Raw genomic sequence first — 26,082 nt, 5'->3', positions numbered from 1 at the left:
ACCGTCGCGCTTGTACCCCACGACCAATCGGGCCTTCAACTCTGCGTGCTTTTCTGTCATGTCCACCTGTCCATGTTGATCTACATGGACAGGTAGCCTCTCAGTTCATCGCGTTGCAAGGAAGGGCGTGCTTGTTTGATCGCTTACGAACAAACTCGTAGTCGGCGAAATAAAGACGTAGAGTGGCCTCTCGTCGCGTCCGGCAATACGACCACGGCTTCTTGATTGGATAGTCGGAACGAAGCCCTGACTCACGGATAGCTTGAGGGGCAGAACGGTCTTTACCGATCTACCCGAGGATGACGCACAGAGTTGCGTCCAGCGGTCCCATGGGAGGCCCGGTGCAAGTGGGTACCGATCGGGTCTAGCAGCGGCGGAGAGAGCACGTAGGCACGATGCAGCAACGTGCAGACATGCGGCGTCTCGGACGATGCCCGAGAGGAGTGCCCGCGTTGCTGCACTGCGCCGGCTTGGTTGTCGATATCTGTCCGCATCGCCGCATCCAGTACCGGCATCATTCCGCTCGTCAACCGCTTTTCAACCATCCACACAACCGCCCTGAACAGGATTGGTTCCATGGTACGGCCCCTCAGATATGTGCGAATCAGGGATTCGGCATCTGAGCCTGGTCTTTTTCGTTGTCCGAAAGTCTCGGGCAATAGGCTTGCACCGCTATGTTCGGCAAGAGCCACGCGACGACGCCCTGGGAAGCCAGCGTCGCGGGCCCCCTTCGATCGTTGTCGCGCGCGCCAAAGATTCGAGAAAGTTCTACGGCCTCATCGGTGGCGAGAAGTCCCGCTTAGCGTGTAGCCGGGACTACGACTACCGTGCTGCCGCTGCCCGAACCGCTTGAGCCAGTGTTGCCTCGGGCGCCTGTGGCTCCGGTGTTGCCCGTGTTGCCTTGAGCGCCGTTCTCACCCATGGCGCCGGTGTTTCCCGTATTTCCTTGATTGCCCGTCTCACCCTGCGCGCCGGTGTACCCGGTGTTGCCCTGATTCCCCGTTGCGCCCTTGGCACCCGTGTAGCCCGGGCTTCCCTGATTACCCTGCGGGCCCATCGGGCCGGTGCACGCGCCCAGTCCGAGCATTGCAAGAAGGAGTAGGGAGGGCATCGCATATTTCGTCATGACGGTTCCTTTTTTTGGGGCCAGTCCGCAGCCGGGTTGGCCGCAATACAAGCCACTCTGCCGCGATACCTGCGCCTCGTCTGTTCGGTGCCGCGCATAGAAGAGAAGCGCTCGAAACGGACAGGGCGTGACGCGGACGCTGGCTTGCGCGGTGCTTTCGCAACGCCGCCAATGAGCTTGAGGTCGTACGCGCCGTTCTCGAGAAGCGACTTTCCGAAGACGCACGCCGTGGCGACGTGGGTGCAGCTGTCGCGCGCACCGAAGTGCTGGAAGAAGTCAATGAAGCGCGCGGAGCCAAGGCGCACAAGACATCGGGTTCGTCGAGCACTGGCACCTTCCCGCTGCTCAGTCGCCTTTCGGCCGCCCACACGACCACGCCATGGAGGTTGGTTATCCACCGCTTGGGCGCGATAGCGCACAGACAACGTCTGTTTGCGACACAATGACCTGAGCTTCATCCCCACGCCCGCCATGCCATCGACACCGAACGCGCCGCGTTCTGCTGCGGCGCAAAATGACCTCCTGGAGGCGATGCCCCCGAATGTGCGGGCCAGCCTGACCTCCCTGCTTGAACCTGTTTCGCTCGAGCTCGGCGAGGTTCTGTACGAATCGGGCGTCGTCCAGCAGTATGTTTACTTCCCGACTGATTCCATCGTCTCGTTGCTATACGTGCTCGAAAACGGGCAGTCCGCCGAGATTGCGGTCGTGGGATTCGAGGGCATGGTCGGTGTGTCGCTCCTGATGGGCGGAGGCAGCACACCGAACCGCGCGGTGGTGCAAAGCGCAGGTCATGCATTCCGGCTGGGCGCGAGCCACATCAAGCAGTTGGTTGAGAACGGCGGCCCCTTGCTCCACCTGCTCCTGCGCTACACCCAGTCGCTCATTACACAGATGTCGCAGACGGCGGTGTGCAACCGGCACCATTCGCTTGAGCAGCAGCTATGCCGCTGGCTCTTGCTGAGTCTCGACAGGTTGCCGGGCAACGAACTTTCGATGACACAGGAGCTCATCGCCAACATGCTCGGGGTGCGCCGCGAAGGGGTCACGGAAGCGGCGGGCAGGCTGCAGCGGCTGAACCTCATCAAGTACGGCCGCGGGCACATCGCAGTCCTTGACCGCCCGGGCCTTGAACTGCACGTGTGCGAATGCTATGAGGTAGTGAAGCGCGAGACTGACCGCCTGTTGCCTCATGAAATAGCCACCTGAGTGTGGGTACGCGGCGCCGGACGGCACCTTCAGTCCGCATGCTGGACAACGTTCCGTCCGAGGCGAACGTGCCCGTTGGCCCGCCACATCTCGGGTGACCAAAAAGGACTTCCACAACCGAAGGCGAACGCTCCGATGAAGCCCTGCGGCAACGTCGAATTGACGAGGCTCGACGCAACCCGACGCTGGTTGGGTGACCGTCTGCTAGCGATAGCAGGCAAGCTCGATGAGGTTCTTGTCCGGATCACGGATGTAGACCGAGCTCATCGGCCCTCTTGCCCCTGTTTGATCAACCGGCCCGACTTCGATGTCGATGGCATGTGTCGCCAGTTCGAGAGCAACGTCCTCGATCGCTCCGTCACACACGAGGCACATGTCGCCAGTCCCTGGCGCAGGGATGTCTGCATGCGGAAGATACTCTGCGCGGAAAGGATGCAGATTGATCTTCGCGTTCCCGAAGTGAAGGGCGTTGAATTTGCCTTCAAACACAACGTGTCGCATTCCTAGGACTCGCTGATAGAACTCGAGAGTCCTTGACATGTCGCGGACAGTGAGGACGATGTGATCAATACCCACAACTCGCATGATTGAACTCCTGCGTCTGAGTCGTCGCCCGGAAAGGGTCCGCCGAGCGGCGTGCACAACCGGGCAACACCACACGCTTTCCCGACTCGAAATGAGTCAGCGCAACCATTCGATCTCACGCGCAGACCGGTGCCAGTGCAGCCGTCAGGACTTTTGCGCGCCCCTGCCAAGCTAACGGACTGTAGACAGCACCGTGGCACGACATCGGGCCTGCTCGGAGCGCTGCAGGAAAATGCAGTTGTCCAAAGCGCGCTGCTGCATGTCGCTCAATCTCGGAAGCGAAGACGGTGGAGGACGCCAACCATTCTGACCTTGGTTCCAGCCGGTGTTGTTGCCCCACCGATCGGGATCGTTGTTCCAGCCATTGTTGTTGCCCCAGCGATTGTTATCGTTGTTCCAACCATTGCGATCGGTGTTCCACCGTCCGTTCCGCTTGTTCTGCATTTGCCACATGCAAGAGTTGAAGTCGATTCCCGAACGGCCACTCGCACAAAACCTCCGCTCGCTTTCGAAACCACCATCGTTGCGCTGAGCCAGCGCGGGGACCACGATCATGAGCCCTACTAGAGCCAGTATCGGATTCACGATGTGCTTTTTCAGTTCGCCCCCTTCAACACGTTGCACGCCACCGCGCATACGGGCCGCCCGTAAAGGTTGCTTGGCCGCGTCTTTCAGGGCCTCCTTGGTGTCGCGTCTTTCAGAGCTTCCTTGGCGTCGCCGTAGGCCTTCTGGGCTTCACCCTTGACCTGCTTGACGAGACCCTTGGCCTGCTGCTCTTTGTTGCCCACCAGCTTGCCTGCAGCTTCCTGCACTACGCCCACTGCGTCTTTGGTTGCGCCCTTGACTTGATCCTTGTTCATTTGCAACTCCTGGCGAATTCGACTGGAAAGATCCAGATCACCTGGCGTGACCCGTCGCGCTGAAACTGCTGTCACGTGTCAGCGTTTCGTCGTTAGTCGCTGACCAGACACCAGGATACGCAGGCCCTGCCCCGTTTTAGGTAGGCCAGCCTCCACAAGGAATGTCAGCAACGCCGCCCACAAAGCCCACGGCGACCCACCGGTGCGCCGGTACACGCTGACTAGGCTCGTGCTCGCCGCTCTACTCCACGGCGGATAGCGTTCACTCATTCAACGTGACACCGCGCGGCGACAAGCTCCAGGACCCGGCCTGCGGGCTGCTGCGTGCTAAGGTTCGGCGCCTAGCAATTCGCCGATCGGCTTCAAGTCGTCGACGCGGTCGCACACGGTCTTGACGGCCACCAGCAGCGGCACGCCCAGCAGCAGACCGGCGATGCCCCACAGCCAGCCCCAGGCGAGCACGCCGACGAAGATTGCCACCGGATTCATGCGGCTCGCGCGGCTGGTCAGCCAGGGAGTGAGAAGGTAGCCCGAAATGATGTGGATGCCCAGGGACACGCCGACGATCAGCAACGCCATTCCAGGTGTGCCGAACTGCAGGAAACCCACCAACGCCAAACCCGCGGTGACCACAAGCGGGCCGATGTAAGGCACGAGGTTGAGCACGGCCGCCACGACGCCCCAGACGGCCGCCTGTTCCAGCCCGATCCACAGCAAGGCGATCCACGTGACCACGCCGACCAACACGCTGGTGAGGATCTGCACCAGCAGGTAGCGCCGGATCTGTGCGTTGATCTCGTCGAGCGCCTGGATCGTGATCTTCTTCTGGCTGAAGGTGGGTCCGGCGATCCTCGCCATCTTGCGGCGAAAGCTGTCGCCGGACGTGACCAGGAAATAGGTGATGAAACACACCATCATCGATTGGCCGATGAAACCTATCGCGCCGACCGTGCCGCTCCACAGATAGTCCTTGATATTGAAGCGCAGCCGTTCGATCTGCACACGCGTCACCCCCTTACCGACCGGCGACGCCGCAGAACCGGTCTCCTCGGCCACCTGCTCGAGCCTGGCTCCCGCCTTCTGAACCTTCTCCATGGCGCTTTCCGGCGCGCCGGGCAGAGCGCGCAGCGACTGGGCGAAGCTTCTGTGCTGCGTCGGGTAGCGACTCGGCAAGTGCGGTCGCGCCGTCGCTGAGCGAATAAGCGGTCGAACCGAGGCCGCCCAAGACCGCGAACAGCAGCACGGCCGCCCCGAGCGCACGCGGAATGTGCCAGCGCTGTAGTCGGTCCACCGCCGGCGACAGCACGTAGCTGAACATCACACCCAGCAGCAGCGGAATGAACACCGCACTCGCCCAATGCAACGCGTAGACGCTAGCTACCAGTGCGATCACCGCCAACGACGCACTCCTCACGTTGACTGGCGTAGGCAGATGCACGAGCTCCGCCTCTGATTGGGCGGCCACTGGTTGAGGGTCGAGGCGATCCATGTTGAGCCTTCAAGATAGAAGTTCCACATAGGCCTGTCGGTCGGTGGCATAGCAGCCGCACGCCATCGTCTCGAGGCCACCGCGATCGAGCACCGTCAGTTCACCGCGGTGGTATTCGATCAGGCCGCTACGCTGCAAGGCGCTGGCGGCCGTCGTGATGCCGACCCTGCGCACACCGAGCATGAGCGCCAGAAACTCTTGCGTCACACGGAAGCTGTCGCCATGAGCACGGTCCTGGCTCATCAGCAACCAGCGAGCCAGGCGCGGACCGATCAGATGAAAGCGCTGGCATGCGGCCGAAGCGGCCAATTGGGACATCAAGACGTAGATGTAGCGGTTCAGGCCGCGTTGCAGCGCCGGACTGCGCGCAAGTTCGCGCCGGAAGTCAGCGGTGGCTATGCGCCATGCTCCTCCTGGGCCCTGCACCAGCGCATGCAAAGGCGCGGTGGTCACGCCCAGGGCCAACTGCGCGCCCAGCATCCCCTCGCGGCCCACCATGCCAACTTCGAGCCCGGGGTGGCTGTCGGTCCGTGCCACCAGCGAGATGAAGCCGTCGATCGGGAAGTAAGCATGTCGAGTCGGCTTGCCGGGCTCGCACAGGACTTCGGCCAGCACCAGTTGGATCGGCTCGCAGAGGGCAAGCAGGCGCCGACGATCGCTGCCCGGAAGAAGTTCAATAAGGTGGTTCTCGACGGTGGCCAATTGGCGCTCCAATGTGCTGCTGACGGTTGAAGGCAGGTTCGACCTCTGCAGCCAGTCTGCACGAGGAGACACGTACCCGACTGTCTGCTAGCGCACAGAGCAGCAGACGAATTGCAGCGTCCAACAGACAAACCGCATCCGCGACAGCCCGCCGAAGGTCTACATCGCCAGTTCTCCGCGAAGCAGACGGTCATACTCCTTCTTGACCACCGCGTAGCACTCGCAAGTGCGTTGTTCCAGGCCCTGGCGGTCCAGCACCGAGATGCGGCCGCGCGCGTAGCGGATCAGCCCGGCTTGCTGCAACTTGAGCGCCCCTTCGGTCACGCCTTCGCGACGCACGCCGAGCATGTTGGCGATCAGCTCCTGCGTCATCACGAGCTCGCTGCCCTGCAAACGGTCCAGGCTCAGCAGCAGCCAGCGACATAGCTGTTGATCCAGCGAATGGTGGCGGTTGCACACCGCCGTCTGCGCCATCTGGGTAATCAGCGCCTGGGTGTAGCGCAGCAGCAGGTGCAGCACCGGCCCGGCCCGGTTGAACTCGTCCTTCATCGCCTGTGCCTTCAGCCGAAAGCCCTGGCCTGCGCTTTGCACCACCGCCCGGCTGGGCGTGGAGTTGCCCCCCATGAACAGCGAGATACCGACGATGCCCTCATGACCGACAACTGCGATTTCCGCGGAGGCGCCATTCTCCATCACGTACAACAGCGAGACGATGGCGGTGATCGGGAAATAAACGTGGCTGAGCGTGCTGCCCGACTCGTACAGCACCTGGCCCAGCGGCATTTCGACCCATTCAAGTTGCGGCAGCCAGCGCTGCCACTCGGCATCCGGCAGCGCGGCGAGCAGGTGGTTCTTTCTTGGGTCGGGCGAAACGGCCATCACGGAGCTCCAGGGTGGGTCTGGCTTCGAGGATTACCGTGGTGGTGCTCTTCTACAGCGCTTGCCAGGAGCATAGGCTGCCGACATCGCCTTGTATGTTCGCTAGCGCACAGACGATCGCCTTCGTTTGACTAGCATTGCAGGCGGGGCATCGCGCCAACCGCCGAGTTCAGTTCAACGGCGTGCATCGCGTCGTCCCGTAACGGACCTTGTGATGCAACTCAGTCTGCTCGATCTGCCCTGGTGGGGTCTTGTGCTGGCCACGCTGGGCTTGACCCACGTCACCATTGCCGCGGTCACGATTTTCCTGCATCGACATCAGGCGCATCGCGCGCTGGAACTGCATCCCCTCGTCAGCCACTTTTTCCGCTTCTGGCTGTGGCTCACCACCGGGATGGTGACCAAGGAATGGACGGCGATTCATCGCAAGCACCACGCCAACTGCGAAACCGCCGAAGACCCCCACAGCCCGCAGATCCATGGCATCAGGAAGGTGCTGTTGGAGGGTGCCGAGCTCTATCGCGTGGAAGCCAGGAACGCCGCGACTCTCGAAAAATACGGCCGCGGCACTCCCGACGACTGGATCGAGCGCAAGCTGTATGCAAGGTACACGCGGCTCGGCATCGGCGTCATGCTGGGGATCGACGTCGCCCTTTTCGGCCCGATCGGGCTCAGCATGTGGGCGGTGCAGATGCTGTGGATACCGTTCTTCGCCGCGGGCGTCATCAACGGCGTCGGCCACTATTGGGGCTACCGCAATTTCTCGCCCGACGACAACTCCAGCAATGTCGTGCCGTGGGGCATTCTGATCGGCGGCGAAGAGCTCCACAACAACCATCACGCCTACGCCACTTCCGCCAGGCTCTCCAGCAAGTGGTGGGAATTCGACATCGGCTGGATGTACATCCTCATCCTGGAGGTGATTCACCTGGCAAAGGTGCACAAGGTTGCACCCCGGATTCGCTACAACACATCCAAGACTCATTGCGACGTGGGTACCCTGCACGCCGTCATCACTCACCGCTACGACGTACTCGCCAAGTTCGCCAGGTCCTTGCGCCCGACCGCCGTGGAAGAGATCCTCAGCCTGCAGGGCTGCGCGATCCCAAGTTTGAGGGGGTCCACAGCGCTGGACGCACTCAAGTATCTACTGCAAAGGGATGCGAGGGACCTGTCGGAGAACGAACGCGCCATCCTGGAACCGGCTCTGTGTTCCAGCACTGTGCTGAGGACCATCTACGCGATGCGACAAGAACTCATTGCCGTCTGGAGCCGATCCACTGCCTCGAAGGAGCAGTTGGTCAGGCAGTTGGAAGACTGGTGCCGATGCGCTGAGGAAAGCGGCATTGGTGCGCTGCGTGAGTTTTCTCGAACGCTGCGATGCTACGACTCATTGTTAGGAGACATGAAATGACATTAGGAACAATTCTGCTGATCGTCGTGGTGCTGATGCTCCTCGGCGCAATTCCAGCGTGGCCCCACAGCCCGATGGCACGTCTCGGTGAAAGCGGGAGCGCTCAGTAGCGGGGGCCGTTGCTGGGATAGTAGCCACGGTTGTTGTTGCGCTGGTCCGCATTTCGGCCCACTTCGTTGCCGATGGCCGCAGCCGCGATCCAGGATGCTTCCATGATGTCCACCTTTCAGTGATTAGCACAGACATCGACCAGGCGGACCTACGGCCGAAGATCCAGCGGGAAAAAGAAGCTGATGCCTGGCGATTGCCGTGGCTCGTAGTACACGGGCGGGACGTAGACGGGCTGGGCGTAATGGTAGTGCTGCACGTACTGAGGGCGATACTCGGGACGGTATTCAGGCCGATACCCATGCTGGTACCCATGGCCTGAGCGATTCCCCTGCCACTCACGCTGGCCGCGATCGCCGCCCGGGTCACCTCGGCCATGTTCGTTGTCATGTTGAGCGAGGACTGGGGAAACAGACACACCGCCAATCAGCGAAGCAACGGCGAGCGCCATCGCAACCTTGCGACCCGTTGGCCTGAAATACCTGGCCTGTGTTGAGGATGTCATGGTGTCCACTCCTGCTGATGGTCAATTGGCCGCCGACGTCTTGCGGTGATGTTCACCGCCATCGTGACGGAACAGGGCATCCGCCTGCTTCTTCTGGACGTCCGACATACCGGAATAGAGGACGGCAAACACCGGAGTAAGTTTCTTGATCCCGCTTGCGTGGGCATCGGCAATCTCGCCGTACGACTTGAGATCGTCGACAGCGCTCATGTCCTTGGCATGCTCGACCCTTGCCTGAGTCAGGGCATCCATGGTTTTTGCGTCGTCGCGCATGGCGAGGGCCACCTTGGCCCACTGCTCTTCCTGAGCCGTCGTGATCTTGAGCTTCGTGTGCATGTCCTTGATGCGCAGTTCGGTGCGATCCTCGTGAGCATCACGCTCGGCGGCGAGAAGAAGCCCCGGTTCGACAGCCAGGGTCGCGATCAGTGCCGCCGCCGCAATCAGGCGCGCGCTCGAATAGTCGAATTTTTTGCCACTCAGTTTCATGGTTGTTCTCCAGTTTGATTGAAGTCGCTGCGCCCTCCGCAATTTCGTGGCGACGTACTCGCAGCAATTGCTCCGTTCGTCTGGCCGGCCGCGTACACGACCGGATTGACGGCTGCTTGGCGACGCGGCTGAGGACATTGCGTATTTCATGGTGATTCCTGCGGAGTGACACGCAGCCGAACCGGCATGTGCCTCACTTTGGTCCAACACGCACATGCAGTCTGTTCGGTACCGCGCATAGCACTCGCCAGAAGATGTTGACGGCCATGAAGGGCGCGATGCCTGTGGTCGCTTCGCAGCGGCCGAACACCCGACATGCCGTTTGCGAGTGCCACGAACTGGTCGAGAGCGAGACCGATCGCTGCTGCCCGGCGAAACAGCGACCAGACCCGCCGGTACGTGCCGCCCCGCATGGACGATCGAGCGAACAAAGTCAGGGAAGGAATCTCGACGACCAAGGAGTGCGGTGCAAAGCAGTGTGCGCTGGCTCCGGCCGGTCGCTTGGCACTGCAGGGATCAAGGGTCCCCCAGCGCGTCATAGCTGCGCTCGCAAGCCTTGCCGGCTATTCGGGCACGGTCAGCATATCCAGCCAGGATTTCGACTCGCTGGCTGCACCGGCCGAGCACGTCGGCAAGCGCTCCAATGGGGTCGGAGGTTGCCGCGCTTCGCTCGTTAGCAGACCGGGGCGTTATGGCAACAGCGCCTTTTTCTCGATCAACCCCGTCAACAGCGCGAGTTGCTGCTTCTGGATCTCCAGCAACTCTTCCCATTGCCTCTCGCGCAATTGATCGATCTTGTCGTGCAGCAGCATGATCTCGAGTTCGGCCTTGAGGTTGACCTCGTAGTCGTGTTCCGCATGGATCCGGTCCTTCTCGGATTGCCGGTTCTGCGACATCAGGATGATCGGCGCCTGCACTGCCGCCAGCATGGAAAGAAACAGGTTGAGCAGAATGAACGGGTAGGGGTCGAAGGTCGTGCCGCGCGTCACCAGGAGCAGGGCGTTGAGCACGACCCACAGCAGCATGGTGGCGCCGAAGAGCCCGACGAAGGTCCAGGAGCCGCCGAACGACGCGACCGCGTCTGCCGCGCGCTGGCCCATTGACTGCCCAGCATCGGCGTCTTGCACGACGTTGCGCGAAACAGGCGTTCGCTCCGCGACGTGTCGCGCGACACGCCGGGTCCGCTCGTCGAGGGCGTCGTAGCGCGAACCMAGGAGCTTCGTTGCGATGTCGTCGAGCTGATGCATGGAGGCCAACCGCCTACGCCGACTGGAGTGTCGTCATTCGCTCCGCGGCCCTGCGGAGATTCGTTCTACGCTCCTGGGCTGCTCTCAAGACGGATTCAGACGACCAGATGGGCGGCGCAGTGGCCCCTTCCTCGATCTCGGCGCACAGGGTCTCGTCGAGCACTGGCACCAGGCCGTTCATCAGCCTGGTCTCGGCCGCGAGAACGAGCGCGCGGTGCAGGGCGCAGGGCATGACCCGCCCATTCAGATAGTCGAGGACCAGAGTCTCAGCGGCAAACAGGGAAAGTGACATGGCGTCGCCCGATGATGGACATGACGACAGCGTAGCGATGGACGCAATCAGAGTCTGTTCGATACCGAACACTTTGCCGCGGCGGCCGTGGCCCTGGACTCCCTCTGTGAGCCTCGCGTGTAAGACATTTGCGACTGGATGGACCCGTCGGATCGTGGTCAACTTGGTTGGCCTTAAAAACAAGGAGCTTTCGATGCAAAAACTCGTCAACGTCGAGGCGATCAACCTGCGAACCGAGGCCAGAGTTGCGCCCGAAACCTTGGTCCGAACCCTTTTCCTCGGGCAGGCCGTCGATGACCTGGAAGACGGTCCCGAGGGATGGCATCACGTTCGAGCGGCCGTCGACGGCAAAGTCAGCGAGGGCTTCATCAAGGCGACCCTGCCCATCACCAAGTTCGCCTGGCAGCCGCAGGAGCAGCCTACCTTGCGCGACCCGGCGACGCCGGCACGCGAGGCCCTGGCTGCCGCTGCGGTCGAACAATGGTTGCGCTTCGACCGGGGCGCCGGGATCGAAACCAGGGAGCCCTACAGCGGCTTCATCGGCGAGATGTGGAAGGCGTTCGGCAAGCCGCATACCGGAACCACCACCGGTCAACCCTGGTCCGCGGTGGCGATCTCGCTGATGGTCCGGACGGCGGCAAAACAGTTCGACGGCTACAAGGCCTTCAGGCAGTCGATCGGCCATGCCGCGTACATGTGGGACGCGATCAAGAAGAGCGCGAGCGGCGACTTGGCGGCGCCGTTCTGGGGTGTGCGGCTCGGGCAGGCCAAACCCCATATAGGAGACATCGTCGGCAGCTGGCGCGAGAAGCCTGCGACCTACGACGACTACCTCAATGCCTCGAAGAATCCCGAGATGCCCAGCCACTGCGACATCGTGGTGGCCGTGGGCCCCGAGGTGGCCTGGGCGATTGGCGGCAACGTGAGAAACTCGGTCTTCGCGACAGGCTACCAGTTGAGTTCGGATGGCAGCCTGTTGAGGAACCCGCGGATCAACACGGCCGGCAAGCTCGTCGGGGAAGCCATCGTGCTGCTGGACAACCGGGTGAGCTAGCCAACAGGGCCACTTACGGTGCCATCGGGTTCCGCTTTTCCTCTTCGAGCCGTTGCTGCTGACGCACAGCTTCGCACTGCGAAGTGCCGCCTGCCATGCGCGAGGAGCTTCGGGGCCTGCGCGACACCGGGGCAGGGCGATTCGTACTCCGCCTGTACTCGGAAGAGCGCGTCCGCGCTCCGCGCGGTGCCCGAGAGCCTCCTCAGGTCTTCGCCGACTTCTTCGGCGCTCTACTCGCGGCCTGCAGGGCTGCCGCCTGCGCGGCGTGCTTCTCGGCACGCGAGGGCCTGTGGGCCTTGCCGGACTTGCCGGCCTTGGCCTCCTTGGGCTCCTTTTTTTCCTTCGGCTTTTCCTTGGCCTGCGGGTGGTGCGTCCTCACCAGCTTGTCGACGGCCTTCGCCCTCGGCTCCAGCGCTTTCGCTTGGCGCTTCGCACGCTCTTCCTTGAGCAGGCGGCGCTCTTCGGCCAGCGTCTGTTCGGCTTCGGACGGCTCATGGTCCGCCCCCAGCGAGTGGACGCGGTCCATCGTCGCCTTGTGAAGCATCGCGCCGTTCCTCGCGATGCGGTGGGTCAGCGATGCAATGCGAATGGGCATGGTGCGATCCTCATGGTGGGTGGAAGACCAATGTAGGCCAGCCCGCCGCGTCCCGCCAGTCAATTCGTGTGGCTTCGCCCCTGCGGCAGTGAATTTCTGCTGCCGGAGAAGGGAGTCAACGGCCGTAGCGCCCGACCAGGCTCTGGCCGCCGAGCGCATGACCCTTGAGCGCGGCGAGCAAGGCGTCGCGTTCCAAGCCGGCGGCCACTGCCCCCGGCGGAAGATCGGATGCCACCACCGTCAACATGGCGGTACAGCCCCCGATCAGGCTGACGAAGGCAATCGCCGAGATCGGCAGGATGTCGGACAGGAGGCGGGAGCTTGGGCGAGGGGTAGACATGTTCTCTCCTTGGCGAATTGCGATGTCATATTCCGCTGAACCAGTTGTACCCCTGGTCTTCCCAATAGCCCCCGGGGTTCGTGTTGGTCACGAAGATGGCGGCGATGTGCTTCGCGCTCTTGAAGCCGAGCTTGGTCGGCACACGCAACCGCAGCGGAAAGCCGTAGGCCGTCGGCAGTGCCTCCTTGCCGAAGTCAAGCGCCAGCAGCGTCTGCGGGTGGAGCGCGGTGGCCATGTCGAGGCTCGAGTAGTAGCGGTCGGCACACTTGAAGCCGACGTAACGCGCCGTCGTGTCGGCGCCGATGCGCTGCAGGAAGGTCTTGAGCGGCACGCCGCGCCAGTCGCCGATCGCGCTCCAGCCTTCGATGCAGATATGACGGGTGATCTGGCTCGCCTGCGGCAGCGTGCGCAGGCGCTCGATGGTCCATGCCGTCTTGTCGGCGACGAGTCCCGAGACTTCAAGCCGCCAGCTCGACACATCCACCTCGGGCGCGTCGAACTCGGCATAGAACGCGTTGAACGGGAAAGGCTTCGTGACCTGGCTCGCCGAATAGGTCGGCGCAAGGCGGCTGCCGTTGAAGAGCCAGGCCTGCACGCGGTCGTTCCAGCGCGACATTGCCCACAGGGCCTTGTCGACCTGGTCGTTGTCCTGCAGGTTGCAGCCGGACAGCATCGAGAGCGCGCCGACCGACAGCGACGAACGCAGGAGCAGCCGTCGCTCCAGGTTCAAGACCTGCTTCTTGTGATCGGAGAGCTTGATCATGATGCAGTACCGTGAGTGGCCGGCGCGCGGCCGGTGACCATCGGCAGCAATGTGCGCGGCACGAGGAGGACGAGCAGCAGATGGACCGCGACGAAGCCGACGATGCCGGTCATCGCCGCGAAGTGCACCTTGCGCGCGAAGTCGAAGCCGCCGAAAAGGTCGACCAGCCACGCGAGCTGCACAGGCTTCCAGATCGACAGGCCCGACGCGACGACGAGCGCGCCAAGCAGCAGCACGACGACATAGGCGAAGCGCTGCACAGCGTTGTAGCGGCCGACTTCATGCGTCAACCGGAACGTCAGCGCACGCCCGGCGTCGCGCAGCAGCTCGCTGGCGCGGATCGGGAGGAACTCGCGGCGGAAGTGGCCGCTGGCGATGCCGTAGAGCACATACAGCAGGCCGTTCACGGCGAGCAGCCACATCGCCGCAAAGTGCCACGCAATGGCGCCACCCAGCCAACCGCCGAGCGTCGCCCAGGCGGGAAACCGGAACGGCAGGATCGGCGAGGCGTTGTAGATCGCCCAACCGCTCGCCAGCATGCAGGCCATCGCGACCGCATTGATCCAGTGGGCGGCGCGGACTGCCAGCGGGTGACTCATCGCACTCTTCACGGTCACATCGGCGGCGTCACGCCGTCCTTGCCCGCGGAGATGAAGCCTGCGGACAGGCTCGCATCGGCTTCCTTCTTCGCGAACAGCACGACCTTGGTGCCGACGGCGAGCAGCGAGCGGTCGCCGGGCTCGAGGTTGACGATCGGCACGTCATCCGGCACGACGATCTTCTTCTCGCCACCCTTGTACTTGAGGGTCAGGGTGCGGCCGTTGGTCGCAACGAGGTCACCGACCGTGCCGTTGGTCATCGTGCTTTTGGGTGCAAGATCCCAGGCGCGGTGGCCATCACCGGTGCCCGCCATCGCGGGGGGGAAGACATGCACTTCAAGCGCTTTCAGCGAACCGTCGGGCAGGGGAGTCGCTGCCGTTCCGATGTAGCTGCCGGGCTTGATGTCGGTCACCTTGGCGAGCGTGACCGCGCGAACCTGCGTGTCCTGGTTGATCTTGACGCTCAGGTCTTCGCCGCGGTTGGTGTGGACCTTGATCGCGTCGTCGCTGACCGCGGTGATCGCGCCGCGCACTCCGACCGGCGGCGGCGTCTGGGCGAGCGCGGCGCAACTGGCGCCGAGCAGACCGGCAGTCATCAATGTCGGGACCGCGAGGGTCCGAAGGCGTTTTCCGAGTCGGATGTTCATGGCTGAGTCGTTGTGAATGAAGACAGCGCCACTCTAGGGATCGCCAAGGCTCGCAGGCATGACGTCCGGATGACAAAAAAGTAATGAACCGGCGCCGCGCCACGCGAGAAAATGGCGAACACACTCCCATGAGCATCCTTGTTATCGAAGACGACCCGAAGACGGGCGACTACTTGAAGAAGGGCCTGAAGGAAAGCGGCTACGCCGTCGACCTGGCGCGTACCGGAACGGACGGGCTACACATGGCGCTGGAGAACACCTACGACCTCGTCGTGCTCGACGTGATGCTTCCCGGCATCGACGGCTGGCAGATCATGCAGGCCTTGCGCGACAAGCGCGATTTGCCGGTGCTCTTCCTCACCGCGCGCGACCGCCTGGACGATCGCATCCGCGGCCTCGAACTTGGCGCCGACGACTACCTGGTGAAGCCCTTTTCCTTCACCGAACTCGTGCTGCGGATTCGCACACTGCTGCGCCGGGGCGTCGTGCGCGAAGCCGAGTTCTACGAATTCGCCGATCTCAAGCTCGACGTGCTGCGCCGCAAGGTCACCCGCGAAGGCATCGAGATCGCGCTGACAAACAAGGAATTCCTGCTGCTGCAACTGCTGATCAAACGGCAAGGCGAGGCGCTGTCGCGCACGCTGATCGCCTCCGAAGTGTGGGACATGAATTTCGACAGCGACACCAATGTCGTCGATGTCGCGATCAAGCGCCTTCGCACGAAGATCGATCAGCCGTTCGAGAAGAAGCTGGTCCACACGGTGCGCAGCATCGGCTATTCGTTCGGGGATGCGCAATGAAGTGGCTGCCTCGATCGCTGGCAGTGCGCGCCACCTTGCTGCTCGCGTTGATCGCATGCGCGGTCACCGGCGTGCTCGGCGCATACTTTTTCTACACCTCGCGGGCGGCGATCACCGAACAGCTCGATACGCGGCTGATCGGCCGCGTCGAGCACTTCCAGCGCCTGGTGGGCAACATGCAGACGATCGCCGACCTGCACGACCGGCCGCTGCTGTTCGAGACAATGCTCGGTGCCGAGAGCGACGTGCTGCTGCTCCGCCGGCCCGGCGAGGCCGCTTTCATCGATGTCAACCCCGACAACCTTCCGGTGCCCGGCATGCTCGCTGCGGTAGCGGCCGATCACGAACTGGCGATCAAGGACGTGCAGAACATCCCGCTGGCCAACGGCGTGCCGGTGCATTGGGTCGCGGCGCTCGCGCGTTCGGGCCGCGATGGCGACGTGGTGGAGGTGGTGGCCGGCCACCCGTTGACCAACGAGGTGAAGATGATTCGCGCCAACCGAAATCGCGTCGTTCTCGGCGCGCTCGTCGCGATGCTCGCCTCGACCCTGCTGGCATACTTGGTGCTGCGGCACGGGCTGCGTTCGCTGCGCAGGGTGGCGGCGAAGGCGGCCTTGATCAACCCGATCAATCTCGCCGTGCGGCTGCCTGAGCATGACGCGCCGCTCGAAGTGCAGCAGATGGTCGTCGCGTTCAACGCGATGCTTGACCGAATTGCCACGGGCTACGAGCGTCTTTCGCAGTTTTCGGCCGACCTCGCGCACGAGATCCGGACCCCCATCGGCGCGTTGATCGGTCAGACGCAGGTCGCGCTTCACCAGGCTCGCAGCGCCAGCGAGTACCAGCACGTTCTCGAATCGAACCTCGAAGAGCTGAACCACTTGCGACAGATTGCCGAGAACATCCTGTTTCTCGCACAGGCCGACCACGCTTCGCTGGCGATCGATCGGGCACCGCTCGCGCTGCATGGCGAGCTTCAGAAGATCGCCGAATACTTCGAAGGCCCGGCCGATGAAGGCGGTCTTCGGTTCGACGTGCGGGCCACCGGGGTGGCCTACGTCAATGCGCCGCTGTGCCGGCGCGCGATCAACAATCTGGTCGTGAATGCAGTGCGCCACGGCGCACGGGGGACAACAGTACGGCTGATCGGCGTGCAAGACGGCGACATGGCGACGATAGCGGTCGAGAACGAAGGAACGCCAGTCCCGCCCGAACGACTCGAACGCCTGTTCGACCGCTTCTACCGAGGCGACGCGGCACGCAGCCGCTACACGGAATCCAACGGCCTCGGCCTCTCGATCGTGAAGGCGATCATGGCGCTGCACGGCGGCGACGTGCGCGCTTCATGCCCCACGCCGAGTTCGATCCGCTTCGAATTGCGCTTCCCCGCGACGGGTGCCGCCGCGGTCGATCCGATTGCCGCGTGAGCGCACGGCGCAACAAGGACGTTTGCGCGCTATCGATGGTCGATAGGATTCAGGTTCGACGCACCTGTCCGAGTGCCCAGCCCTGAAGCTCTGGAGACAACCGATGAAGCAACTCGACCTGAATTTGCTGCCGGTACTTCTGGCATTGTTCGAGGAACGAAGCGTCAGCAAGGCTGCGAGAAAACTGGGCGTCCGGCAGTCAACCTTGAGCGGAGCCCTTGCCAAACTTCGCGATTCGCTCGACGACCAGCTCTTCATCCGCTCCGCGGGGGCGATGCAACCCACGCAACGAACGAGTTCCATCGTGGATGCCGTGCGAGAGGTGCTGGATACCATTCGGCAGGACATCGTCGAGTGTCCGCGCTTCGATCCGTCGCGCTTGACAGGGGCGATCACATTCGCGCTGTCCGATGTGGGAGAGATGGTCTTCCTGCCCAAGCTCCTGAAGACGATTCGAGCGCACGCGCCGAATGCGTCGGTCCGATCGGTCAGTCTCTCTCCGGCGGAACTGGAGGAAGGACTGGGCTTCGGAGAAGTCGATCTTGCGTTGGGCTATTTCCCGGACCTCAGGCAGTCGAACATCTTTCAGCAGCGCCTGTTCGATCATCACTTCCTCTGTCTGGTGAGGGAGGGGCATCCATGCGCCACGTCTCCGCTGAGTCTGCAGCAGTTCGTCGAACTCGAACATGCCGTGGTGCAGGCGTCCGGGCGGAGCCAGGAAATCTTCGAGGAACTGCTGAAGCGACATCACATCAAGCGCAAGGTCGTCCTGACGACGCCTCATTTCCTGAGCATCCCCGCGCTCATCGCCTCCTCCGATCTCATCGTGACCGTGCCTCATGCCATGGGCATCGTCTTCGGGCGGCATGAGTACGGACTCCAATCACTGGTCCCGCCGTTCAGCGAAACCAGAATCGAACTCAAGCAGTTCTGGCATCGAAACTACAACAAGGCACCCCGCCTGCTGTGGTTGCGTCAAATGGTCGCCGAACTCTTCAACGACACCGAGGACGAATGGAACTGGCAGGATGTTCGCCCGCAGGCGGGATCGACTGGGATGCGCCAGGTCATCTTCGGCCGCTCCTAGCGATCTCGGTCGAATACGGCGCAATCCCGCGCATCGACACCAGTGCCAGAGAGATCGAGCCTGCCTCTTTCCTCGTGCTTGTATTTCACCAGCACGTCGCGACAAACGACTGCCTTGGTTTCAAGATTGCCGCCGCAGTGGAAATTGCTCGCGTCGTCGGTGCTGCCCGTGCCGTTGTAGATCGCGGTCTTTGGATAGAGACAGATGGGGCGCGTGCGACCCGTGGCCGGCGCGGCCGATCCACCCGATGCGAGCAGGGTGTCCGGGGCGATGCCCTTCTCGACCCAGCCAACGAGGGCGCTGAAAGGATCGACGGGAACCGGCCCGGTGCTGGCGATGCCGCAATGCCCGACGCCGGGTGCAAGGAAGAGTCGATAGAAACCATAGAGACTCTTGAAGTCCGGATCGTCTTCTCGCTCGTGATTGCGATCCCTGCTGTACCGGGCTGCCATCTCCCGGTAGTAGTTGAGCACGCCGCGCGGATAGATGAACTGGTCGTTCGCACCGACGTAGGTGAGCAGCTTGCCGCCACTTGCCTTGAACTCGTCCAGCGGCCCGAAGGTGTCCGTGACGTCGGCGATGTTTCGAGAACCGTCCTGAGCGACCCCAGCATATTCGCCAAGTGAAATGGTTTGCCAATTCAGGTTCGGATCGTGCTCGTCCCAGTGGATCTGGGTCACCCCAAGGGCAAAGGGCGCCGGACCATCCAGGATGCTGAAATCGGAGCCACGGTCGAGGCCGAACCAGATCTTGTTTTGCTCTGCATTGCGCGGGCCGTCCCAGATCTTGTCGACGGCGTCGGCCTCCAGTGGGGTCAGGCAATTGGTGGCAGGCGCCGTCGACTTGCCGCAGATGTTCGCCTTCGCGCTGAAGCGACAGGTTCGCGGATCGTTGATGAGGCCGTCGACAACACCGTCGTTCGCGTCGCAGGCGGCAACTGCCGAAGCGCGTACCTGCGCGAGCTTTGCGGGAGCAATGGGTCCGCGTGCCAGGTCCAGCATGGCGATCTGTCCCCACATCTGGGCGGTTTGAAACCGGGTCCAATAGATGGCGGGCGCGTTCGCAAGAATTCCTTGCAACTCGTCGCCGAGTTCCTGCGCCAGAAGGTAGCCCTGGCGGCCTCCCGTCGAGCATCCGTTCCAGTAGTTGAACTCTGCTGGCTCCCCGTAGTAGCTTCGCGCGATCGCCTTTGACCAAAGAACCTGTTGCTTGATGCCATTGCGGATGAAATCCTCGATGAACTGGTCGTTGTAGGTGCCGTCCGCATTCACGCCGGGCTCGCAGTTTCCGCCGCTGTGTCCGAGGTCCGTGCCCGATCCCACATAGCCGGTATTGACCGCGGAATTCACAACGAGATTGCCGCTGCAACCGGAGCCTCCGAGTCCTTGCGTCCGGCCGTTCCAGGCACCCTCAACGCCGCCTTTGCCGCCATCGAGGGCGCTCAACGGCAGTCCCACCACGATGTTGATGTTCTGCTCGGGCTTGGTGCCGTACAGCAGTTTGACCTGGCAGTAGGAAACGTTCGGGCCCGACGCCGGAACGATGGAACTGCTCGCCATCTTGACGCCTCGGCTTCCGGCGATGCCATAGGCAGGTTGGGCGGCAAGTTGCGCACACGTCGGCGGAGGAGGCTCGTGCGATCCGCGCGCAGATGCCGGGGCGGCAAATGCGAATGAACCAAGGACAGCCGCGAAGCAGCAAGAGGTTTGTCTCCACATGTCTCACTCTCCTTGTAGTCAACCGAAAGGTCCAAGGGTCGCGAGCGCACTTTAGGACGGAGGCCACGGAGAGGGCAAGCTTCAAACTGTCGATACCGACTATCGCGTTTCTCGATAAAGGCGCACCGATGCGGTGTGTGCCGATCGGCTTCCTTGCTTCAGCATCCGGCGGGTGACAATGAGCCGGTGAAAAACCTACGGCTTTCGTCGCATGCTGGCGAGTTGGACGCGCCGTGCGGATTGCAGCAACTCGAGGAAACGCTCCGCCAATGGCGGCAACGGCACGCCCTTGCGCACCAGCGCGCCGATCGTGCGCGTGAGGCGAGCCTCGGCCATCGGCAGCGCCGACAGGCCCTTGCCCATCGGGGTGCCGATCATCGACTCGCTCATGATCGAGATCAGGTCGCTGTGCGCAACCATCTCGGTCAACTGGGCCCCGCCGGTGTTGTTGATCTCGACCGCCACGCGCGGCGGCGGCAGGCCGGCTTCCGCAAAACGGCCCTCGAGACTGCGACGCGCCGCGACCCCAGGTCCGGGCAGCAGCCATTCCGCCTCCGCAAGGTCCTGCAGCCGCAGGCGACGCTTGCGCAGAAGCGGGTGATTCTCTCGAACGACGAGACACAGGTCGTCGTCGATGAGCGGGAGCGATCGGAGGTCGTCGGGCATGACGCCGGGCAGGGCGTTGATCGCAAGATCGATGTCGCCGACGCGCAGGGCCGCGACGAGCGCGTCGTTGAGGTTGAGCATCACGCTCAGCCGGGCTGCAGGCCGTTGGCTCCTGAGTTCGAGGGCCGCCGGCACGAAGAGGCTCTGTACGTAGAGCGGTGACACGCCGACGCGCAGCACGCCCATTTGACCGAGGTGCAGGTCCACCGCTTCCTTGATGGCCTCGCCGAGACTTGCGCGCAGCGATCCGGTGCGCTTGCGGAACTGTTCCGCCACCTGCGTCAGCTCCATGCCCCTGGCGCTGCGCACAAAAAGCGGAAATCCCAGCTCCTTTTCAAGGCGCTGCAAGCCCTGCGTGACGGCTGGCTGAGAGACGCCCAACGCAGCCGCGGCGCGACGGACCTTGCCGTGAGTGGCCACTGCGAGAAAGTAGTCGAGATCGTCCAGTCGCATCGTCATCTTCGAACCCCGGGCGCCGGCCGCGACCGGAAAGTTGAGTGATCACGAAAGCTTATCAGCTGGATGATTTGCGTGATCCACGGGTGTGTCGTTCGTTCATAGACTGCCTTCCCCATCGAGACAAGGGCCTTCTGCCAATGACACACACGAACCGCCGACGCCTTCTTCCGTTTCGCCTGCTGGCCGTCGGCGTCGCCGTGTGTCAGTTGGCCGTGGCGATCGCTGGCGCTCCAGACGTTCGCCAGACGCTGCCGATCGCGCCGCAGCCGTTCCAGGGTCGCATCGGGTTGACGCCTGAAAGCTCCAGGCCGGCCTGGCCGTCCCAGCCGACGGCACCGGCGAACGCGCCCAACGTGCTGGTCGTGCTGACCGACGACATCGGCTTCGGCGCCACCTCGGCCTTTGGGGGCCCGATCCCGACGCCCGCACTGGAACGCCTTGCCGCCAGCGGCCTGAAATACAACGAGTTCCACACGACCGCCATGTGCGCGCCGACGCGCGCCTCGATGCTGACCGGCCGCAACCACCAGGCCGTCGGCAACGGCGCAGTGATGGAGGTCGCCACCGGCTATCCCGGCTACTGGGCCGCCTTTCCGCGCAGCGCGGCCACCATCGCCGAGGTGCTCAAGGACAACGGCTACAACACCGCCCAATTCGGGAAGCATCACAACGTGCCGGCGTGGCAGGCGTCGGACGCCGGTCCCTTCGACGCCTGGCCGACTGGCCTCGGCTTCGAATACTTCTATGGCTTCATCGGCGGCGAGACCGACCAGTGGCATCCGGTCCTGTATCGCAACACGGTCCGGGTGCCCGAGGACAAGTTCAACGGCAAGACGACGCTCGACCATGAGCTGGCCGACGATGCGATCCACTGGATCCACCAGCAGAAGGCCGCGGCAGCCGACAAGCCCTTCTTCCTTTACTACGCGACCGGCACCGGCCACGCGCCGCACCAGGCACCGCACGAGTGGATCGACCGGTTCAAGGGCCGCTTCGACATGGGCTGGGACCACTTGCGCGAGGAGAGCTTTGCGCGCCAGAAGGCGGCGGGCGTGATCCCGCCGGACGCCGTACTGACGCCGCGTCCGGCCGAACTGCCGGCCTGGGACTCGCTGAGCGAAGACCAGAAGCGCATCGATGCGCGCTACATGGAGGTGTTCGCCGGCATGGTCGCCTACCAGGACGACCAAATCGGCCGCATCCTCGACGAACTCGATCGCATGGGCGTGCGCGACAACACGCTGGTGATCTTCATGGCCGGCGACAACGGCGCCAGCGGCGAAGGCTCGCCCAGCGGCACGCTCAACGACCTCGGTCTGCTCGCCAACCGGGTGCGGGAGAGCCCCGCGTGGGTGCAGAGCCAGATACAAGTGATGGGCAGCGAGCGGACCTCCGCGCTCTATCCCGCGGGCTGGGCCTGGGCCCTCGACACGCCATTCCAATGGATGAAGCAGGTCGCCTCGCACCTCGGCGGCACGCGCACAGGCATGGTGATCTCGTGGCCCGGGCGGATCAAGTCGGCGGGCGAGGTCCGCAGCCAGTTCACGCACGTGACGGACATCTATCCGACGATCCTGGAGAGCGTCGGCGTGCCCGCGCCGACCCAGGTCGACGGCGTCAAGCAGCAGCGAATCGACGGCGTGAGCCTGGCCTACACCTTCGACCATCCCGACGCGCCGGAGCGACACGCCACGCAATACTTCGAGATGACGGGCAACCTCGGCATCTACCACGAAGGCTGGCTGGCCAGCACCAAGGTGCGGCGCTTGCCGTGGCAGCAGAAGGCGCCCGAGGGCGCCAGCTTCGCGAACTACGAATGGGAACTCTACGACCTGAAGCACGACTACAGCCAGTCGCAGGACGTGGCGGCCCGTTACCCGGCCAAGGTGGAGAAGATGAAGGCGCTGTGGCTCGAGGAAGCGCGGCGCAACAACGTGCTGCCGGTGCAGGATGAACTGGGCTTCGCGCGCGCCATGCAGAACATCGTGACGCATGCCCCGCAGCAACTGTCGTTCAGCTATTGGGGCGGCGGGCTCAGCATTGCGGACGCCCGCGCGCCGAGCTTCACAGCCCGGTCATTCAGCGTCACGGCCGACATCGACGTGCCGGCCGCGGGCACCACCGGCGTGCTGCTGGCGCGCGGCAGCTGGTTCGGTGGCTGGAGCTTCTACCTCAAGGACGGCCGGCCGGTCGCCTATGAGGCGCTGTCGACACAGCCGGGCCAGCAGTGGAAGGTCGCGGCTGCCGAGCCGCTCGCGCCGGGACGGGCCAGCGTTCGCTTCGATTTCACGATGGACCCGCCGTCCGGCCTCGGCAAGGGCGGCACCATGAAGATCAGCGTCGATGGCCGGCAGATCGCGCAAGGGCGCATCGACCGGACCATCCTCTCGTCGGCCGGGACAAGTGGCGAGAGCTTCGATGTTGGCCAGGACACAGGCGTCCCCGTCAGCGACGACTACACAGCCACCGGCCGCTATCCGGGCCGGATCAGCAAGGTGCAAGTGGACCTGGCGCCGATCGACCTCGCGGCTCTGCAGGCCGCAGCGGCAGCGGCCGAGGCAAGTGCCCGGCGGCGTTCGCAGTAGTCAACTGGGATTTCGGTCCATCACTTGCTGGAGTCTGCGGACCATGGGACGGCCGGCGCGCAACACCAGGCAATGGCGATGGGCTTCCACACGATCGATGGTTCCGTTTGCCGCGAGGCATTGACCGCGGTGAAGGCCCCATCCATGCGTGGTCTGGACCGCCCGACCCCCGATCGGGGAATAGTGTCTATTCCGCTGCGACGGATGGTGCCGGGCGTCAGCCCCACCTACTATTTTCCTCACCCGCAGAGACCGATCCGGCCTCTGTATCAACGGCCTGAGGAGCGCAGACATGACCCACCATGTATTGAACGATGCAGTCGAATCATTCGCCGATGGAGGTGTCTCGGACGTTGAATTCCGCGAAGCCCTGGCGCGTGCGGTGACGGCCGTGACCGTCGTGACGACGGCCGGACCTGCCGGCATCGCCGGCGTGACTTGCTCGGCCGTCGCTTCCGTCTGTGCCGATCCACCCACGCTGCTGGTCTGCATGAATCGGCGCAGCTACGTCAACGGTGTCATCAAGACCAACGACGTGCTCTGCGTCAACTGGCTCAGCGCGCACCAGCGCGGCACGTCCGACCTGTTTGCCGGCGTCGGCGCGGTACCGATGACCGAGCGCTTCGAGAAAGGCGGCTGGAGCACCCTTTCCACCGGCGCGCCCTACAGCGAGGACGCACTCGTCGCGCTCGACTGCCGCGTGATCAGCGCGACCGAGGTCGGCACCCACAGCATCTTCATCGCCCGTGTGCTGGCCACTGCAGCACACCCCGAGGAGCACCGCGATCCGCTCGTGTACTGCAAGCGGTCCTATGCAACCACCCAGCCGACCGCTCACGCCTGAGCCAAGGTTTCTTTCGTCACCACCACCAAGGAACAGCCATGCTGAGAACCGGAAAGCAATACCTCGAGTCCCTCAATGACGGCCGTGTCGTCTGGGTCGGCAACGAGAAGATCGACAACGTCGCCACGCATCCGAAGACCCGCGACTATGCCGAGCGCCATGCCGACTTCTACGACCTGCACCACCGCCCGGACCTGCAGGATGTGATGACCTATGTCGACGAGGCCGGCGAGCGCCGCTCGATGATGTGGTTCGGCCACCGCACCCGGGAAGAGCTGAAGAAGAAGCGCCGCTACCACGAGACCGTGATGCGCGAAATGATGGGCGCGTCGTTCCCGCGCACGCCGGACGTCAACAACTACGTGCTGACCACCTACACCGACGATCCGATGCCCTGGCAGACGCAGTCGATCGGCACCGAGGGCCAGCCGCTGGCGCAGAACATCGCCGACTTCGCCGAGTTCGTGCGCCAGCGCGACCACAACTGCGCACCCAATTTCGTCGATCCGCAGATGGACCGCTCCACGCCCGAGGCGCAGGCCAGGTCGCCGGGTCTGCGCGTGATCGAGCGCAACGAGCTGGGCATCGTGGTCGACGGCGTCAAGGCCGTGTCGACGGGCACCGCCTTTGCCGACTGGGTGCATATCGGCGTGTTCTTCCGTCCGGGAATTCCGGGGGATCAGATCATCTTCGCCGCCGTGCCGGTGGCCACCAAGGGCCTCAGCGTGGTGTGCCGCGAGAGCCTGGTGAAGGAGGACGCAGTCGAGCATCCGCTGGCCTCCAAGGGCGACGAACTCGACGGCATGACCGTGTTCGACCACGTCTTCATCCCCTGGTCGCATGTGTTCCATCTGGGCAATCCCGAGCATGCCAAGCTCTATCCGCAGCGCGTCTTCGACTGGCTGCACTATCACGCGCTGGTTCGCCAGATGGTCCGCGCCGAACTGATGGCCGGCCTGGCCGTGCTCATCACCGAACACATCGGCACCAGCAAGATCCCGGCGGTGCAGACGCGCGTGGCCAAGCTGATCGGCTTTCACCAGGCGATGCTGGCGCACGTGGTGGCGAGCGAGGAACTCGGCTTCCATACGCCGGGCGGGCTCTACAAGCCGAACATCCTCATCTACGACTTCGGCCGGGCGCTCTATCTCGAGAACTTCTCGCAGATGATCTACGAACTGGTCGACCTGTCGGGCCGCAGCGCATTGCTCTTCGCCACCGAGGACCAGTGGGAGGACTCGAAGCTCAACACGCTGTTCGAGAAGATGAACTCCGGACCGGTCGGCCGGCCGAAGGACCGCCTTCGCATCGGACGCGTGATTCGCGACCTGTTCCTGACCGACTGGGGAAACCGTCTCTTCGTGTTCGAGAATTTCAACGGCACGCCGCTGCAGAGCATTCGCATGCTGACAATGCAGCGCGCGGAGTTCTCTGGATCCGGCACCTACGGCAAGCTGGCGCGCCAGGTCTGCGGCATCGAATCCGAGATCGACGACAACACCGACTACAAGGCCACCGCCGACTACGCGAAGGCGATGGACGCCGCGCGGCATCAGGAAAAGCTCTCGCTCAGCAGCACCCTCGCGATCTGAGGTGGCG

At 63.4% G+C, this 26,082-nt stretch carries 28 protein-coding genes and 1 pseudogene; 10 read left to right on the top strand and 19 right to left on the bottom strand.

The genetic code is table 11. The features are described from left to right. The first annotated feature begins 1,597 nt into the window (after positions 1-1,597). Positions 1,598-2,332, top strand: a complete 735-nt coding sequence (locus tag AC1DN9_RS09960; protein ID WP_478099591.1) for a Crp/Fnr family transcriptional regulator — start codon at positions 1,598-1,600, stop codon at positions 2,330-2,332. Positions 2,333-2,536: 204 nt separating this feature from the next. Here AC1DN9_RS09960 and AC1DN9_RS09955 read toward each other — a convergent pair whose 3' ends face one another. The 7 genes from AC1DN9_RS09955 to AC1DN9_RS09925 form a co-directional block, all read right to left on the bottom strand. After that, the gene (locus tag AC1DN9_RS09955; protein WP_478099577.1) at positions 2,537-2,917 is read right to left on the bottom strand and encodes a VOC family protein; all 381 of its coding nucleotides are present in this window, start codon (positions 2,915-2,917) and stop codon (positions 2,537-2,539) included. Positions 2,918-3,088: 171 nt separating this feature from the next. Further along, complete coding sequence (locus tag AC1DN9_RS09950) at positions 3,089-3,541, bottom strand: hypothetical protein (RefSeq protein ID WP_478099573.1); 453 nt, start codon at positions 3,539-3,541, stop codon at positions 3,089-3,091. Positions 3,542-3,588: 47 nt separating this feature from the next. Next, entirely contained in the window at positions 3,589-3,777 is a 189-nt protein-coding gene (locus AC1DN9_RS09945) for a CsbD family protein (RefSeq protein WP_478099571.1), read from the bottom strand. A 327-nt stretch (positions 3,778-4,104) separates the two neighbouring features. Then, positions 4,105-4,872, bottom strand: a complete 768-nt coding sequence (locus AC1DN9_RS09940) for an AI-2E family transporter (RefSeq protein ID WP_478099569.1) — start codon at positions 4,870-4,872, stop codon at positions 4,105-4,107. Beyond that, positions 4,793-5,266 carry an AI-2E family transporter gene (locus AC1DN9_RS09935; protein ID WP_478099568.1) on the bottom strand — a complete coding sequence of 158 codons (474 nt, stop codon included), beginning with the start codon at positions 5,264-5,266 and terminating at the stop codon, positions 4,793-4,795. The genes AC1DN9_RS09940 and AC1DN9_RS09935 overlap by 80 nt, the downstream gene beginning before the upstream one ends. Before the next feature lie 9 nt (positions 5,267-5,275). Further along, positions 5,276-5,968 carry a Crp/Fnr family transcriptional regulator gene (locus tag AC1DN9_RS09930; protein WP_478099588.1) on the bottom strand — a complete coding sequence of 231 codons (693 nt, stop codon included), beginning with the start codon at positions 5,966-5,968 and terminating at the stop codon, positions 5,276-5,278. 159 nt (positions 5,969-6,127) lie between these two features. Further along, a complete protein-coding gene (locus AC1DN9_RS09925; RefSeq protein WP_478099566.1) occupies positions 6,128-6,847 on the bottom strand; it encodes a Crp/Fnr family transcriptional regulator in 720 nt (239 codons plus the stop codon). 214 nt (positions 6,848-7,061) lie between these two features. Between AC1DN9_RS09925 and AC1DN9_RS09920 the strand changes: the two genes are divergently transcribed. Together AC1DN9_RS09920 and AC1DN9_RS09915 are read left to right on the top strand one after the other, a co-directional pair. Then, the gene (locus AC1DN9_RS09920) at positions 7,062-8,261 is read left to right on the top strand and encodes a DesA family fatty acid desaturase (RefSeq protein WP_478099564.1); all 1,200 of its coding nucleotides are present in this window, start codon (positions 7,062-7,064) and stop codon (positions 8,259-8,261) included. Further along, positions 8,258-8,359, top strand: a pseudogene (locus tag AC1DN9_RS09915) (DUF3309 family protein); the annotation flags it as partial. The gene AC1DN9_RS09920 and the pseudogene AC1DN9_RS09915, both read left to right, overlap by 4 nt. Positions 8,360-8,520: 161 nt before the next feature. Here the strand turns inward: AC1DN9_RS09915 and AC1DN9_RS09910 are convergent. The 5 genes from AC1DN9_RS09910 to AC1DN9_RS09890 all read right to left on the bottom strand — a co-directional run bounded on the left by AC1DN9_RS09910 (position 8,521) and on the right by AC1DN9_RS09890 (position 10,899). Then, complete coding sequence (locus tag AC1DN9_RS09910) at positions 8,521-8,874, bottom strand: hypothetical protein (protein WP_478099562.1); 354 nt, start codon at positions 8,872-8,874, stop codon at positions 8,521-8,523. A gap of 21 nt (positions 8,875-8,895) precedes the next feature. Then, positions 8,896-9,360 carry a Spy/CpxP family protein refolding chaperone gene (locus AC1DN9_RS09905; RefSeq protein ID WP_478099560.1) on the bottom strand — a complete coding sequence of 155 codons (465 nt, stop codon included), beginning with the start codon at positions 9,358-9,360 and terminating at the stop codon, positions 8,896-8,898. Between the two features lie 516 nt (positions 9,361-9,876). Then, positions 9,877-10,131, bottom strand: a complete 255-nt coding sequence (locus AC1DN9_RS09900) for a DUF2514 family protein (protein ID WP_478099556.1) — start codon at positions 10,129-10,131, stop codon at positions 9,877-9,879. Next, entirely contained in the window at positions 10,050-10,607 is a 558-nt protein-coding gene (locus AC1DN9_RS09895) for a DUF1003 domain-containing protein (RefSeq protein ID WP_478099554.1), read from the bottom strand. Before AC1DN9_RS09895 ends, AC1DN9_RS09900 begins: the two co-directional genes overlap by 82 nt. A 13-nt stretch (positions 10,608-10,620) precedes the next feature. Then, entirely contained in the window at positions 10,621-10,899 is a 279-nt protein-coding gene (locus tag AC1DN9_RS09890; protein ID WP_478099552.1) for a hypothetical protein, read from the bottom strand. Between the two features lie 193 nt (positions 10,900-11,092). Here AC1DN9_RS09890 and AC1DN9_RS09885 point away from each other — a divergent pair, with 193 nt between their 5' ends. Further along, the gene (locus AC1DN9_RS09885) at positions 11,093-11,953 is read left to right on the top strand and encodes a DUF2272 domain-containing protein (RefSeq protein WP_478099551.1); all 861 of its coding nucleotides are present in this window, start codon (positions 11,093-11,095) and stop codon (positions 11,951-11,953) included. A gap of 202 nt (positions 11,954-12,155) precedes the next feature. Here AC1DN9_RS09885 and AC1DN9_RS09880 read toward each other — a convergent pair whose 3' ends face one another. From AC1DN9_RS09880 to AC1DN9_RS09860, 5 genes are all read right to left on the bottom strand, one after another. Continuing rightward, positions 12,156-12,548, bottom strand: a complete 393-nt coding sequence (locus AC1DN9_RS09880) for a hypothetical protein (protein WP_478099549.1) — start codon at positions 12,546-12,548, stop codon at positions 12,156-12,158. Positions 12,549-12,663: 115 nt separating this feature from the next. Then, the gene (locus AC1DN9_RS09875) at positions 12,664-12,888 is read right to left on the bottom strand and encodes a hypothetical protein (protein ID WP_478099547.1); all 225 of its coding nucleotides are present in this window, start codon (positions 12,886-12,888) and stop codon (positions 12,664-12,666) included. A 25-nt stretch (positions 12,889-12,913) separates the two neighbouring features. After that, positions 12,914-13,651, bottom strand: coding sequence for a molybdopterin-dependent oxidoreductase (locus AC1DN9_RS09870; RefSeq protein ID WP_478099545.1), 738 nt, complete (start codon positions 13,649-13,651; stop codon positions 12,914-12,916). Continuing rightward, on the bottom strand, positions 13,648-14,250 hold the full coding sequence (locus tag AC1DN9_RS09865; protein WP_478099544.1) for a cytochrome b/b6 domain-containing protein: 603 nt from the start codon (positions 14,248-14,250) through the stop codon (positions 13,648-13,650). Before AC1DN9_RS09865 ends, AC1DN9_RS09870 begins: the two co-directional genes overlap by 4 nt. Before the next feature lie 14 nt (positions 14,251-14,264). Then, positions 14,265-14,897 carry a hypothetical protein gene (locus tag AC1DN9_RS09860; protein ID WP_478099542.1) on the bottom strand — a complete coding sequence of 211 codons (633 nt, stop codon included), beginning with the start codon at positions 14,895-14,897 and terminating at the stop codon, positions 14,265-14,267. Between the two features lie 128 nt (positions 14,898-15,025). On the opposite strand from AC1DN9_RS09860, the gene AC1DN9_RS09855 reads away from it, so the two are divergent. The 3 genes from AC1DN9_RS09855 (at position 15,026) to AC1DN9_RS09845 (ending at position 18,211) form a co-directional block, all read left to right on the top strand. After that, positions 15,026-15,697, top strand: a complete 672-nt coding sequence (locus AC1DN9_RS09855) for a heavy metal response regulator transcription factor (protein ID WP_478099540.1) — start codon at positions 15,026-15,028, stop codon at positions 15,695-15,697. Next, the gene (locus AC1DN9_RS09850) at positions 15,694-17,124 is read left to right on the top strand and encodes a heavy metal sensor histidine kinase (RefSeq protein ID WP_478099539.1); all 1,431 of its coding nucleotides are present in this window, start codon (positions 15,694-15,696) and stop codon (positions 17,122-17,124) included. The genes AC1DN9_RS09855 and AC1DN9_RS09850 overlap by 4 nt, the downstream gene beginning before the upstream one ends. Positions 17,125-17,227: 103 nt before the next feature. Then, positions 17,228-18,211 carry a LysR family transcriptional regulator gene (locus AC1DN9_RS09845; protein ID WP_478099538.1) on the top strand — a complete coding sequence of 328 codons (984 nt, stop codon included), beginning with the start codon at positions 17,228-17,230 and terminating at the stop codon, positions 18,209-18,211. Here AC1DN9_RS09845 and AC1DN9_RS09840 read toward each other — a convergent pair. Both AC1DN9_RS09840 and AC1DN9_RS09835 read right to left on the bottom strand, forming a co-directional pair. Next, positions 18,208-19,770, bottom strand: coding sequence for a tannase/feruloyl esterase family alpha/beta hydrolase (locus AC1DN9_RS09840; protein WP_478099536.1), 1,563 nt, complete (start codon positions 19,768-19,770; stop codon positions 18,208-18,210). The genes AC1DN9_RS09845 and AC1DN9_RS09840 overlap by 4 nt on opposite strands. A gap of 354 nt (positions 19,771-20,124) precedes the next feature. Then, the gene (locus AC1DN9_RS09835) at positions 20,125-21,054 is read right to left on the bottom strand and encodes a LysR family transcriptional regulator (RefSeq protein WP_478099535.1); all 930 of its coding nucleotides are present in this window, start codon (positions 21,052-21,054) and stop codon (positions 20,125-20,127) included. Between the two features lie 137 nt (positions 21,055-21,191). On the opposite strand from AC1DN9_RS09835, the gene AC1DN9_RS09830 reads away from it, so the two are divergent. The 3 genes from AC1DN9_RS09830 (at position 21,192) to AC1DN9_RS09820 (ending at position 26,075) form a co-directional block, all read left to right on the top strand. After that, positions 21,192-23,639, top strand: coding sequence for an arylsulfatase (locus AC1DN9_RS09830; protein WP_478099534.1), 2,448 nt, complete (start codon positions 21,192-21,194; stop codon positions 23,637-23,639). 292 nt (positions 23,640-23,931) lie between these two features. After that, entirely contained in the window at positions 23,932-24,483 is a 552-nt protein-coding gene (locus AC1DN9_RS09825) for a flavin reductase (RefSeq protein ID WP_478099533.1), read from the top strand. A 38-nt stretch (positions 24,484-24,521) separates the two neighbouring features. After that, entirely contained in the window at positions 24,522-26,075 is a 1,554-nt protein-coding gene (locus tag AC1DN9_RS09820) for a 4-hydroxyphenylacetate 3-hydroxylase N-terminal domain-containing protein (RefSeq protein WP_478099531.1), read from the top strand. Positions 26,076-26,082 lie beyond the last annotated feature (7 nt).

It is taken from the genome of Variovorax sp. 05L425 (genome assembly GCF_056397705.1).
The sequence above is the reverse complement of the archived record's forward strand: the minus strand, read 5'-3'. Positions and strand labels throughout refer to the sequence as shown.

What these genes read in the sequence shown, in the direction of transcription:
- AC1DN9_RS09900 (WP_478099556.1), bottom strand. Translation starts at nt 10,131, where the DNA reads ATGGGAAGAGTTGCTGGAGATCCAGAAGCAGCAACTCGCGCTGTTGAC.
- AC1DN9_RS09875 (WP_478099547.1), bottom strand. Translation starts at nt 12,888, where the DNA reads ATGTCTACCCCTCGCCCAAGCTCCCGCCTCCTGTCCGACATCCTGCCG.
- AC1DN9_RS09855 (WP_478099540.1), top strand. Translation starts at nt 15,026, where the DNA reads ATGAGCATCCTTGTTATCGAAGACGACCCGAAGACGGGCGACTACTTG.
- AC1DN9_RS09940 (WP_478099569.1), bottom strand. Translation starts at nt 4,872, where the DNA reads ATGGAGAAGGTTCAGAAGGCGGGAGCCAGGCTCGAGCAGGTGGCCGAG.
- AC1DN9_RS09935 (WP_478099568.1), bottom strand. Translation starts at nt 5,266, where the DNA reads ATGGATCGCCTCGACCCTCAACCAGTGGCCGCCCAATCAGAGGCGGAG.
- AC1DN9_RS09825 (WP_478099533.1), top strand. Translation starts at nt 23,932, where the DNA reads ATGACCCACCATGTATTGAACGATGCAGTCGAATCATTCGCCGATGGA.
- AC1DN9_RS09955 (WP_478099577.1), bottom strand. Translation starts at nt 2,917, where the DNA reads ATGCGAGTTGTGGGTATTGATCACATCGTCCTCACTGTCCGCGACATG.
- AC1DN9_RS09885 (WP_478099551.1), top strand. Translation starts at nt 11,093, where the DNA reads ATGCAAAAACTCGTCAACGTCGAGGCGATCAACCTGCGAACCGAGGCC.
- AC1DN9_RS09820 (WP_478099531.1), top strand. Translation starts at nt 24,522, where the DNA reads ATGCTGAGAACCGGAAAGCAATACCTCGAGTCCCTCAATGACGGCCGT.
- AC1DN9_RS09865 (WP_478099544.1), bottom strand. Translation starts at nt 14,250, where the DNA reads ATGAGTCACCCGCTGGCAGTCCGCGCCGCCCACTGGATCAATGCGGTC.
- AC1DN9_RS09960 (WP_478099591.1), top strand. Translation starts at nt 1,598, where the DNA reads ATGCCATCGACACCGAACGCGCCGCGTTCTGCTGCGGCGCAAAATGAC.
- AC1DN9_RS09910 (WP_478099562.1), bottom strand. Translation starts at nt 8,874, where the DNA reads ATGACATCCTCAACACAGGCCAGGTATTTCAGGCCAACGGGTCGCAAG.
- AC1DN9_RS09840 (WP_478099536.1), bottom strand. Translation starts at nt 19,770, where the DNA reads ATGGCGAGCAGTTCCATCGTTCCGGCGTCGGGCCCGAACGTTTCCTAC.
- AC1DN9_RS09850 (WP_478099539.1), top strand. Translation starts at nt 15,694, where the DNA reads ATGAAGTGGCTGCCTCGATCGCTGGCAGTGCGCGCCACCTTGCTGCTC.
- AC1DN9_RS09920 (WP_478099564.1), top strand. Translation starts at nt 7,062, where the DNA reads ATGCAACTCAGTCTGCTCGATCTGCCCTGGTGGGGTCTTGTGCTGGCC.
- AC1DN9_RS09835 (WP_478099535.1), bottom strand. Translation starts at nt 21,054, where the DNA reads ATGACGATGCGACTGGACGATCTCGACTACTTTCTCGCAGTGGCCACT.
- AC1DN9_RS09870 (WP_478099545.1), bottom strand. Translation starts at nt 13,651, where the DNA reads ATGATCAAGCTCTCCGATCACAAGAAGCAGGTCTTGAACCTGGAGCGA.
- AC1DN9_RS09830 (WP_478099534.1), top strand. Translation starts at nt 21,192, where the DNA reads ATGACACACACGAACCGCCGACGCCTTCTTCCGTTTCGCCTGCTGGCC.
- AC1DN9_RS09890 (WP_478099552.1), bottom strand. Translation starts at nt 10,899, where the DNA reads ATGTCACTTTCCCTGTTTGCCGCTGAGACTCTGGTCCTCGACTATCTG.
- AC1DN9_RS09845 (WP_478099538.1), top strand. Translation starts at nt 17,228, where the DNA reads ATGAAGCAACTCGACCTGAATTTGCTGCCGGTACTTCTGGCATTGTTC.
- AC1DN9_RS09945 (WP_478099571.1), bottom strand. Translation starts at nt 3,777, where the DNA reads ATGAACAAGGATCAAGTCAAGGGCGCAACCAAAGACGCAGTGGGCGTA.
- AC1DN9_RS09905 (WP_478099560.1), bottom strand. Translation starts at nt 9,360, where the DNA reads ATGAAACTGAGTGGCAAAAAATTCGACTATTCGAGCGCGCGCCTGATT.
- AC1DN9_RS09880 (WP_478099549.1), bottom strand. Translation starts at nt 12,548, where the DNA reads ATGCCCATTCGCATTGCATCGCTGACCCACCGCATCGCGAGGAACGGC.
- AC1DN9_RS09925 (WP_478099566.1), bottom strand. Translation starts at nt 6,847, where the DNA reads ATGGCCGTTTCGCCCGACCCAAGAAAGAACCACCTGCTCGCCGCGCTG.
- AC1DN9_RS09860 (WP_478099542.1), bottom strand. Translation starts at nt 14,897, where the DNA reads ATGAACATCCGACTCGGAAAACGCCTTCGGACCCTCGCGGTCCCGACA.